The sequence below is a fragment of the Flavobacterium caeni genome, assembly GCF_900101895.1.
Taxonomy (GTDB): domain Bacteria; phylum Bacteroidota; class Bacteroidia; order Flavobacteriales; family Flavobacteriaceae; genus Flavobacterium; species Flavobacterium caeni.
In genome coordinates this window covers 20,036-32,050 of record NZ_FMVF01000013.1, presented here as the reverse complement: position 1 = coordinate 32,050, position 12,015 = coordinate 20,036, and the positions used below count along the sequence as shown (strand labels likewise).

Here is a 12,015-nt window from a genome sequence, read left to right as displayed (position 1 = left end):
CAAAAAAAGAGGCCGAAGCCCCTTTCTTATTGTTTGACGATTTTGACCGTTTGGACACCATCTGCAGACAAACGCAACAAATAGATTCCGTTGGGTAAATCAGGCAGCATTAGCTCCGACTGGTTCGTTTGCCCTTGACGGATCAGTTTTCCATCGGCCGAGAACAACGAAAAATCAACTTTGCCGTTTATGCCTTTTACGTAGATACGGTCGTAGAACGGATTCGGATACACGACAAAATGGTCTATCCTATGTCCAACGGCAGACAGTTCTTCATCGACGGTGATTACCACATCAAAAGTTACCGAACCACCTGAATTGGTTGCCGTTACCGTGTATATCGTTTCTGGTGTTACGGTTGTTGGCGTACCCGAGATGATACCCGTGGTCGCGTCGAGTGAAAGGCCGTCAGGCAACGCAGGCCATACGCTGTAACCCACGACATTTCCGTTGACTGTAGGCATTAACGACGCAATGACTTCCCCCACATTGAACAGGTTAGGCGACGGATAGCTCAAGGCCGCCGGCGCGACATCGATTACCGCTATGGTGAGTACAAAACTGATACTTCCGCCCGAATTACTCGCCGTTACAGTATAGGTCGTCTCAGGCATAACGACGGTAGGGGTTCCAGAGATGATGCCCGTAGACGAATCAAACACAACCCCGACAGGTAAAGTTCCGTTCAACGTATAGCCCGAAATGTTTCCGTTTGCGGCAGGAACCAAAGTAAGCGGTGTGTTTACTGTGACTACGGTTGGCGTGTCATAGGACAAACCGGTCGGTGCCACGTCGTTGACGGAGATGATTACCGGGAAAGAGGTATTTCCGCCCGTATTGGTCGCGGTAACGGTGTAGGCTGCCAATGGCGTGACGACGGTTGGTGTACCCGAAATCACACCCGTGTTTACATCAAGCGAAAGCCCGGCAGGCAAGGAAGGCGATACGGCATACGATTCGACGTCGCCGGTTACCGATGGCGCCAAGTTGGCGATTGTGGTTCCTACGGTATAAACGTTCGGCGAATCATATACCAGATCCAAAGGAGCCACCGCATTGATGGTAATGATGACCGGGAACGAGGTGTTTCCGCCGGTGTTGGTCGCGGTCACAAGGTAGGTCGTGAGCGGTGTCACGGCCGAAGGCGTCCCCGAAATGATGCCCGTAGTCGCGTCGAGCGAAAGTCCGTCGGGCAATGTTGGCCATACCGTATACGAATCGACTTCACCAACCACTGCAGGTGTCAAATCGGCAATGGCGGTACCTACCGTGTATACATTGGGCGAAACGTAACTCAATTCCGTTGGCGCAATGGCATTGATGGTAATGAACAACGCAAAAGCGGTACTGCCACCCGTGTTCGAAGCCGTGATAAGGTAGGTGGTGTTCGGCGAGGTCGCGTTTGGTGTACCCGAAATGATGCCGGTTGATACGTCAAGCGAAAGTCCATCGGGAAGCGCAGGCGTGATCGAATAACCATCTACAGTTCCCGTGACGGTTGGTGTCAGGTTAGCGATGGCGGTTCCTACGGTAAATACGTTCGGATTAGGATAACTCAAATCCATCGGCGCGATGGCATTGACCGTGATTACGACCTCAAACGCAACCGTACCACCAGTGTTGGCCGCTGTTACCGTGTAGGCGGTGGCGGCTGAAACAGCGTTTGGTGTACCCGAAATGATACCGGTTGTCGCATCAAGCGAAAGCCCATCGGGAAGCGCAGGTGTGATCGAATAACCATCTACAGTTCCTGTAACGGTTGGTGTCAGGTTAGCAATGGCGGTTCCTACGGTAAATACGTTCGGATTAGGATAACTCAAATCAACAGGCGCTACGTCGTTTACGGTAATGATGACCGGGAATGATGTATTTCCACCGGTATTGGTCGCCGTGACAAGGTAGGTTGTCAATGGTGTGACGACGGTTGGCGTACCCGAAATGATTCCGGTTGATACGTCGAGTGAAAGCCCGTCAGGCAAGGCCGGCGCAATCGAATACGAATCGACGGTTCCCGTAACGGTTGGTATCAAATCTGCAATCATAGTTCCGACGGTATATACGTTCGGCGAGTTGTAGCTTAAATCCGACGGCGCGACGGCGTTCACCGTAATCAAGATACCAAAGGAAACACTTCCGCCCGGATTGGTCGCGGTAACGGTGTAGGTTGCCAATGGCGTGACGTCGGTTGGCGTGCCCGAAATGATACCGGTAACCGTATCGAAAGACAAACCGGCAGGCAGACCCGTGATGCTGTAAGCGGTTACATTGGCGGCTACTTGCGGAACAAGGTCGGCAATAGGCATGCCCACGGTGTACACATTTGGAGACGGATAAATCAACGGCAAACGAACGCCGTCTAAGGCGATGTTGTTGAACGTTACCCGATTGCCCGCAGCGGCCGTCATGTTTGGCCCGGTAAAGCGCAAACGCACCTTAAAATTTGCATTGTCGACAGTTGTCGAAATCGCACTGAAATCAATTTCATACAATTGGAACGTATTGGTGGCAAGCGGTAACGATGTGTCGGAAAGCCCAGTTGTGATCCAGATTGGTTCGCCGGCGCTCACCGAATAATCGACGCTGATGGCTTCGGCCGCATTTTCGTCCATGGCCGCGAAAGAGAGTTTGATGTCTTTGTATCCGGCGGTCGAAAGGTTGAAAACCATGGTATTTTCCAGGCCGTTGTCTTGGAAAGGTTGCGTAATCTGCAGGCCTTTCATATCGCCGGCCACATAAGGCGCGTCGTTGTTCGCGTCGGGACGGTAGTTGATTGGTGTAGGTTTGTTGCGGCGTTCCATCGATGCTTTTCTCCAGTTCGGATGTCCGTTTATAAAAGGATAGCCTTCTCCAAATGCCGACTGGAAGTCGATGCTCGCGTCGGCGGTGATTTCGTAGGAAGAATTGAGCGCGAGCAATGGTGTGTCGTTCGGGATGGCACCGCTCATCCACCAGAAATAGATCGGTTCGCTTTCTTCGATCGAAAACCCAGAAGGGATGAATACGGCCGTCACCGAAAAATCGACGGCAGAGGTAATCGTTATTTCGGCATCGGTACTGTTCGAATCGCCTGTCCAATGGCTGAACATATAGCCCGGCAGCGCCTCGGCTTTTAGCTTTACGGGAATATCCGAGAAATAAATGCCGGTCCACGGATACGGATTGGCGGCCAGGATACCATCGGTACCCTGTTTGATGTCGATCGTGTTGACCTTGACAAAACCATGCGCTACATCCGATACATCGACCGTTGCGTTGATGTTGCCGGCGATTCCGAATTTGGCGCGGATCTGATCGCGCTGTGGCGCGGGGCGGTTGTTGGCAAAATTGCGTTCCTGGTTCAAAAAGTAGTTCCAGTCGCCCAAATCCTCCGGCCCTTTCCAACGCGGCATTTGCTCGGGCATTTCGGCTTCGATCTCGGCTTTCATCTCATCGACCATCGCCACCACGCGCGACGGCAGAAACGTCGTGTTCATCAAATCGGCGAAACGCGTGATGAAATCGTGCTTGAAAGTGTCGTTCTCGAGCAACTTGCGCAATTGCAACGTAGACCAGTCTGGGTTAGGCCAATCGGTACCACCCGGTTCGGTGGCCACAGCCAGGTTGTTGTGGTTCGGGTTCGAAAACGTGGCCGTCATGTCGTGCGCGGCCCAACGCCAACGCCCATCGTTTCCGTATGGGGCACCAGGGGTGTACGCGGTATTTCTGCGCCAGAACACAATGTTGTTGCCCGGCCAATCGGTGTTGTTGAGGTAGATGTTCGTGATGAAGTAGTCGGTGAAACTCTCGGTGTCCATCTGGGTCTTGAGGTAACTGTAGTTCGCTTCCGGAACCAAAGAGTTGTTGGCGATGTAATCGGCCATCGCCAGATAGTGCGGGTTGTCGCCTTCCTCGACTTGGTAGCCGTCGTTCTCGAGCAATTCGATTTCGTTTTCAGGAATGTCGAATTTGCGCTTGAAGAATTTGTCGTCGTATTTCTCACGAATGGTCAGCATGCCCCAGTATTCGCCGTTGATGAACGTCACTGCAGGTTGAGACGCTTCGGATACGGTGTTTATGTTCTCGAGCAATTCGGCACACAAAGCATCTTTGATGAACGAATTGAAGTAATCACTACCGCCGTTCTTGGCCACTACGCGGGTGTAGCCCAAATCGTCGCGGTCGTCGAAAAACTTGTAGTTCATCTTGTCTGCGCCGAACTCCTGACGCGAATAAAAATTGAGCGATTTGTTCGGGTAGATGCGCGAATAGTTCCCTTGCACGCGAATGCCGATGTCTTGGTTGAGCACCTGCTGCCCGTTTACAAAATAACTGAAATTGGCGCGGCGCTCAAAACCCGATCCTTTTTGGGTATAGTTTCCGATGGGATAATCGGGCACATCGGTCGGGTTGTCGATACGGTAGTCGTCGAACAGTTTGCCCGCCACGTAAATCCCGTTCTCGTAGTCGAACAATTTGTCCTCGTTGATGCTCAAAGAAATCACAGGAATTGAATAACGGCCGGTACCTTGCGGCGATACAAAATAATTGCGCGTCACCACCGGGCTCGGGTCCGAACCAGGCATGATGGCTTTGACACGAACAACGGTTCCCTTGAACACATTGTACCCCGGAAAGTAATCGGGGTTGGCATCGTAGGTCGACGAAATGCCGGTAAGTTTGTTGGGTTGCGACGTTCGATCCGAAATCACAATCGGAGCGCTATAAGTCAAAGTCTGATACGTGTTCGTAAAGAAAGGTCCGAACGGATCGCCCGGATTTTCAGGGTAAATCGTTTTGTACTGATAGGTCGTGCCGCCCAAATTGTTCTCGTCGGGTTCCGAACCGTCGAGGGTATAAAGTATTGTTGCACCGGGTTCGGCCGACAAGGTCAGCGTGAAATCGGCAGGATAAAATCCGGCAACATGCGAAAATGTCGGCGCATCCAATACCGGATTCGAGGTACCACCTTGGTTAGCCAAACCGGGCGTCGGCGTGATCATGTTTTCGAAAGCGCCCGTCCCGTCGGGCAAGCGCCCCCAAGATGTGTTTTGGGCGATCACCGCCGGTGGAACCTGGTCGGCAATGGCACCGCCGGGTATCGTGAGCGTGATGGTTTCGCCGTCCGAAGATATTTTCCAGTTGGTGTGCAACGGCTGGCCTACGACAACGCGGTTTTTGTCTGAACAAAAGACCAACAGGAATTCTCCCGGATTGACCGTCACGGCCGGAAATACCCATTTGAAGGGCGTTAGCGGATCGTCGGAAAGGCCATAACCATCAAGGTTAACGGCAGCCGGTCCGTTATTGTAGAGCTCGACCCAATCTTGGTACGACCCGTCTTCATCCTGGTTGACGCTCGAATTGGAGGTGATGATTTCGTTGATCACGATGTTTTGGGCCGACAACGAAAGACCCCATAACAAGAATAATAAAAAAGTAATTTTTTTCATACAAAACAGCTTATGTGTTGTAAGATAGGATATTGACAAAACACCGATTCGTTTTTGTCGACACAAAACACAGATAAACGACCAACGACCTTTTTTAAGAGTCGATAAAAAGCAAAAAAAGAGGTGAATTTTAGTCCACCTCTTTTTCATTTCGTGTAAAAATACCCGGTTATTTTTTGATGATTTTCTTGGTTTGCGAAGCGCCGTTGGCCGACAACCTGAGCAAATACATGCCGTTGCGCAGGTTACCCAAATTGAGTTGCGCGCTGGTCTTGCCTTGCTGTACCAGTTTGCCGTCGATGCTGAAAATCTCGTAATCGGCGTTGTCGATGCCCTTGATGTACAGCATATCGCTAAACGGGTTCGGGTACACCGCCACTTGCGCCAGCGGATTTTCCTTGACGCCCATGGTGGTCTGCGTACCGTGCACTGAAATGTTGTTGAACGTGATGCGGTTGCCATTGGCCACGGTCATATCGCCCGAGCCCACAAAACGCAAACGGATCTTGAGGTTGGCGTTGTTGTCGGCGGCGGCAATCGATGCGAAATCTACTTCGAACAACTGGTAGGCGGCACCCAAGGTAAGCGTGGTGGCGGCCAAATCGGTGGTGATCCAAACCGGTTCGCCTGCGTTGATCGCATAATCTACCGCGATACCGGTGGCGTTGGTCAGTTCGTTCATCGCAGCAAACGCAAACTTGATGTCGGCGTAACCTACAGACGAGATGTTGAAAACCATTGTATTCTCGAGTCCGTTGTTGTGCAAAGGCTCGGTGATTTGGATGCCGCGCATGATGCCATCGGCATACGGCACATCGTTGTTGGCCTCTGGGATGTAGTTGATCGAAGTCGGGCGGTTGCGGCGCTCCATCGAAGCCGTTCTCCAGTTCGGGTGTGTGCTGTCAAACGGATAACCCACCAAACACGACTGGTAAGCAATCGAGGCATCGATGCCTTCCAATTCAAACGTACTGTTGAGCGAAAGCAAAGGCGTGTCGTTCGGGATGTTCGAGTCCATCATCCAAAAATAAATCGGTTCGGAAGTGGCGATGGCGGTCGGTTCGAAAATAGCGGTGACCGAAAAACTCGCAGCCGCGTCGATCGTGATCGTGGCCTCGGTACTGGTCGAAGCGCCTTCCCAGTGGCTGAAGGCGAACCCGTCGTTGGCAACGGCGGTCAAAGTGACCGGGATGTTCGAGAAATAGACACCCGTCCAAGGATATGGATTTCCGGTGATGCCCGGCGTGCCGTCCTTGATGTCGATGGTGTTGAGGTGGATGTAACCGTGCGCTGCATCCGATACATCCAACGTCGCGTCGATGTTCGAGGCAATCGCAAACTTGGCGCGAATGTGGTCTCTTTGCAACGCAGGGCGCTGGTTCAAGAAGTCCGATTCCCAGTCGATGAGCCATTCGTAGTCGCCCGGCAACAGTGTATCCCAACGGTCGATGTGCCCTTGGATTTCTGGTTCGAGTTGCGTTTCGTAGGCGGTCAAGAAGCCCATCATACGCGTCGATAAGAAATTGGTGTTCATCAAATCGGCGAAACGGTTGATGAAATTTTGCTGGAACGCAGGGTTCTCGAGAAACTTTCTCAAGTACAACGTAGACCAGGCTGGGTTAGGCCATTCCGGACCGTCGGTGGCGGTGGCTGCGGCCAAGCTGTTGTACTCGATCGCCCCCGATCCTACACCCAGCGTGTCGTCGAGGTCATGGAACGCCCAACGCCAACGCCCATCGTTTCCATAAGGCGCGCTTGGGTTGTAAGGGTTTCTGGTTCTCCAATAGTGCTGGTTGGTCCCCGGCCAGTCGGCGTTGTCCAAAAAGATGTTCGAGATTTGGTAGTCCATGAAACTGTTGATGTCCATACGCGTTTGGATGTAGGCGTAGTTTGCATCGGGCACCAACGAATTGTTGTTGATGTAGTTGTTCATGTCGATGAAGTCGAGGTTGTCGCCTTCTTCGATATTCGCTTCCCAAATACCTTCGTCTTCCAGAAAGTCGATATCATCGTTGCCGATCACGCGCTCGAAATAGTTGTTGTCGTATTTCTCGCGGATGTTCAAGATACCCCAGTATTCACCATTGAGGAACACCACGGCCGGCTGGTAGGATTCGATTTCACAGTTCAAGCCATCTACGATGGTTTGGTTGAGCTCGTCGCGGAACATCGTACCGTAAAAGTCACCGCCGCCGTTGCGCAGCATGATGCGTGCAAAGCTGTCGTCTTCGAGATCGTTGAAGAATTTGTAATCGAGTTTGGCCTCACCGAGTTCGGCACGGGCGTAAATGTTCATCGCCTTTTGCGGGAACGCACAGCTGTTGCCACCGCGCGAGCGGATGCCTACGTCTTGGTTGAGTACTTCGGCGCCGTTCACAAAGTAAGTGAAGTTCCCGATTTTTTCGTTGGCCGATCCGCGGCGGTAAAAGTTACCCACGGTTTCCCACAGCGGTTCTTCGGTCGGGTTTTCGGCACGCCAGGTGTCGAAATCGATGCCCGCCACCTGGATTCCGTCTTCGTAGTCAAAGAAACGGTCTTCGTTGAGGCTGATCGAGATCACCGGAAGCGCAAATTCGGCGCTGCCCGCGGCGGTGATGAAATAGGTCTTGGTTGCGATCGGGCTGGCCAAAGCACCCGGCTTGACGATCTTGGCGCGCACCACGGTTCCCTTGAACAACGGTTCGGTCGGAATGTAGGTAGGATCGTTGTCGTATGTAGTCGAGATGTTGGCGATCTTGTTTGGCAACGGCGAACGGTCGACAATGGCAATCGGTCCCGAATACACCATCGATTGGTACGATTGCGTGAGCAAAGGCCCCGAAACATCGCCCGGATGTTCGGCGTACACATTTTTGTATTGGTAGGTTGTGCCGCCCAAATTGTCTTCGCTTGGCTCCGATCCGTCGAGCGTATAGTAGATGACCGCGTCGGCCACCGTGGTCGAAAGCGTCAAATCGAAACCGGCGGCATGGAATCCACCTTCTTGAGAAAAGGTAGGTTCAGGGAGAATTTCAGAATAACCAGCGGTGTTGTTCGACGCGCCCGGCGTTGGTTCAGGAAAGAACAACAACGGTCCGGTGCCGTCCGGCGAATGTCCCGACGACATGTTTTGCGGGATCACGGTCGCGGGATAGCTGCTCTCGGTAACCGAGGCGGCGTTGGTGAGCGTAATGACTTCGCCCCCCGACGATATTTTCCAGTTGGTGTGCAGCGGTTGCCCGACCACCGTACGGTTTTTGTCGGAACAATAGATGAGCAGGAAGCTTCCGGGCTGCATGGTGACGGCCGGGAAGACCCATTTGAACGGGACAGAGGCGTCGTCGGTGAGCCCGTATCCGTCAAGGTTTACGGCGCTTGCACCGCTGTTGTACAATTCGACCCAATCCTGGTATTCACCGTCTTCGTCGGTGTTGACCGAGGTGTTCGAGGTCAAAATTTCATTGATCACCACCGATTGCGCGGTTGCCTCGACGGCAAACCCAAACAACAAAAAGGCGGTGAGGTAAAAAGTAATTCTCTTCATAACAAGTTAATAAATAGATGATGATTAATTAACAGGCGAAGTTATCAATAAGCGGTTGATACCCTGTTTTTTGTCGACACAAAACCAAATTAATCTGTAAACGACATGATTTGCGTAAAAATCTTCTCATTTTTTGGAATCGGTGATAAATCAGCAGGTAAGCCCTCAGAAAATCAAAAACCATGGTGCAGAAGTTGGCTTTTTGTTGGGAAATCCGCATAAAATCTAGCGGATAACAAAATAAAAACTACATTTGCAGGTTAGAAAGAAAAGTCAAATAAAAACCTCAAGCGAAGGGGTGGGTCGGCGGGTGCCGATCACAAAAACAAACAAACTAATGAAAGAAATCAAGAACATCGTTCGTTCGCGCGCGCAGGAATCGTCGAGCGCGGTCGAAAAGTTATACATCACGATGCGCCATTTGTTCAACCGCGGTTTTTACAAGCCGATGGGCGTATCCGGTGACACCTTAAGGGAAGCGTTGTTGTCATTGCGCCCCGAGATTTACGGCACAATCGCCGAAGAAAAAATAGAACTCAACGGGCTGTTGTATGTCATCGAACGTTTGCCGATTGGCATCGAGGAATGTCGTTTCATCAACCTGACCTCGGACGAAGGCTATTCGAAGTCGCACTTTACGGCCATCGTCCCACCCAAAAGAAAACGCAACTGCTACCGCATCGACGACGAACAAATGAACGTCGAGATCACACGCGGCCGTTCGGACATTTACGACATCCTAACGCACTTGACCTTTATCTTCATCGAATCGCACAAAATCAAACACAATGTGCTGATCGACGAAACGGGAGAAGTCACGCGCGATTGGAGCAAGCTCGAACAGGCAGTGCTCGCAGGCAAGAAACTCAACCTGGTCGAACGCGAAAAGACTTTGTCGCATACGGCCAACATTTTGGGACGCACGTTTGCCGAAGTGACCGACATTTACGATTCGTTCGGGACGGCCGAAAAACCGGATCGTTTCCTGCACGTGATTTATTGGCTCGGAAAGCTCGCGCTCGAAGAGGCGATGGGCGGCCCGAAACGCACCGTGACGTTCAGCCCTATTTTGCGCGAACGCCTTGGGCACCACATCCACGGCGAGATTTGGGCCACGAACATCAAGCAGGTCTTGAAGGAAAACGATTTGATCAACCGTCCGATCCACATCATCAGCGCCAACATGCACAGCGTGATGAACTCGTTGTTCGCCACGCACGTACACAAAGCCAAGTTCAAGGACAAATCCGATTTTGCGCTTTTTGAAGAACTCAGCAAATCGGGTGCGCATGATTTGCGCAACAAGGTCGAGGATTTTGCCAAGCAACACGGTATGATTTCGCTTCCCGATGCTTCGGGCACGAACATCGACGTGCAGATTTTTGATACGGCCAAGATCGATTGGAACAAATCGGCGTTCCCGGGCGCGAAGATCGAGGCGGGCAACCAACCGGTGATCATCGTCATGGACTATGCGTTTGGCGAACAGGCCTACGAAACCATCGACGAATTGCTCAAGCCGTTCAAGGAATCACCGGACAAACGCACGTTTTTGAATGTGGTTTCGGTGTCGATCATGGGCAAGGCAGGCATTTTGGAAGGCGGCAAGGGCGACATCATGATTCCGTCGGCGCACATCAACGAAGGCACAGGCGACAACTATCCGTTCGAAAACGAACTCACGGCCGAGATGTTCGAAGGCAACGACATTCCGGTGTATGCGGGCCCTATGGTAACCGTGCTCGGGACCTCGTTGCAAAACAAGGACTTGCTCAAGTTTTTCCACGATTCGACCTGGGGCGTGATCGGACTCGAGATGGAAGGTGCGTATTATCAAAAAGCGGTGCAGTCGGCTTCGAAAATCCGCAAAAGCATCAACCCAGACGTCAAGGTGCGCTATGCCTATTACGCATCAGACAACCCGCTCGAAACGGGCAGTACGCTGGCCTCGGGCGGTTTGGGAACCACAGGCGTCAAGCCGACGTATTTGATTACGATCAAGATATTGGAACAAATTTTTAACCTATAAATCAAGTTTAAATGAGCAACACGACAAAATCCGACGTTGATAATGAAATCGATTTGGCCGAAGTTGTCAGGCGAATCGGTCGCGCCTACGACAGTTTTTTGGCATGGATTTTTAATGGAATCCAATTTTTGATCAAGTACGCGATAGTAATTGTCCTTTTGATTATTATTGGAGTGGGAGCAGGGATTTTTATTGATGGGCGGACGAAAATTTATGAGAATGAAATCATTGTCGCGCCCAATTTTGGAACGACGGATTACCTGTATACGAATATCGAATTGATTAATTCTAGGATTGCAGATCGCGATACGGTTTTTTTGGCCTCGATTGGGATCAAGCGCCCCAAGGTAATCCGGAAGATAGAAATCAAGCCTATTGTAGACATCTATAACCTGGTGAACAAGACATCGTCGGAACGCGAAACTTACCGCAACAGCCAGAATTTTGAACTGGTGAAACTGCTTTCGGAGAGTGGCGACATCAATAAAGTCATCCAGGAAGATGTTACCAGCCGAAATTATCCAGAACACGTGCTGCGTATTACCACATCGGCAAAAATTCAAGACAAAGACGTGGTGGAACCATTGCTTAAGTTCTTAAACGCGAATCCCCATTATGAAAGGGTGCGTTTGGAGTACGTCAAGAACGTTCAGGATAAAATGGCGAAAAATGACGAGATGATTGGACAAATCAATACAATCCTTAATGATTTTGACACCCAATCGTCGGGTAATCAAAAAAGCGACAAGTTGGTTTATTACAACGAAAACTCGCAACTGAACGATATCATTGCGACAAAAAACAATTTGTTGGCTGAAATAGGAAGACAGCGGATAGATTTAATCAATTTTGATCAAATCATCAAGAAAAAAAGTCAGGTAACCAACATTCGGGAGAGCAAGGGAATCAATAACAAAATGAAACTGATTTTACCTGTATTTTTGTTGGGATTGTTTGGAATGGTCATGTGGTTTAGATCATTTTACAGCAGCCAAAAGGCAAAACATCAAGCAGCGAAACCTTAAACCGAGCTT

4 protein-coding genes are annotated in these 12,015 nt (G+C 51.0%); 2 read left to right on the top strand and 2 right to left on the bottom strand.

The window, feature by feature from the left end; translation table 11 throughout:
- Nucleotides 1-26: 26 nt before the first annotated feature.
- Nucleotides 27-5,429 carry a putative Ig domain-containing protein gene (locus BLP55_RS12595; protein WP_170826866.1) on the bottom strand — a complete coding sequence of 1,801 codons (5,403 nt, stop codon included), beginning with the start codon at nt 5,427-5,429 and terminating at the stop codon, nt 27-29.
- Between the two features lie 169 nt (nt 5,430-5,598).
- Nucleotides 5,599-8,952, bottom strand: coding sequence for a CotH kinase family protein (locus tag BLP55_RS12590; RefSeq protein WP_091144774.1), 3,354 nt, complete (start codon nt 8,950-8,952; stop codon nt 5,599-5,601).
- Between the two features lie 337 nt (nt 8,953-9,289).
- On the opposite strand from BLP55_RS12590, the gene BLP55_RS12585 reads away from it, so the two are divergent.
- Nucleotides 9,290-10,981, top strand: coding sequence for a DUF6909 family protein (locus BLP55_RS12585; RefSeq protein WP_091144771.1), 1,692 nt, complete (start codon nt 9,290-9,292; stop codon nt 10,979-10,981).
- Between the two features lie 11 nt (nt 10,982-10,992).
- Nucleotides 10,993-12,006 carry a hypothetical protein gene (locus BLP55_RS12580; protein WP_091144769.1) on the top strand — a complete coding sequence of 338 codons (1,014 nt, stop codon included), beginning with the start codon at nt 10,993-10,995 and terminating at the stop codon, nt 12,004-12,006.
- Nucleotides 12,007-12,015 lie beyond the last annotated feature (9 nt).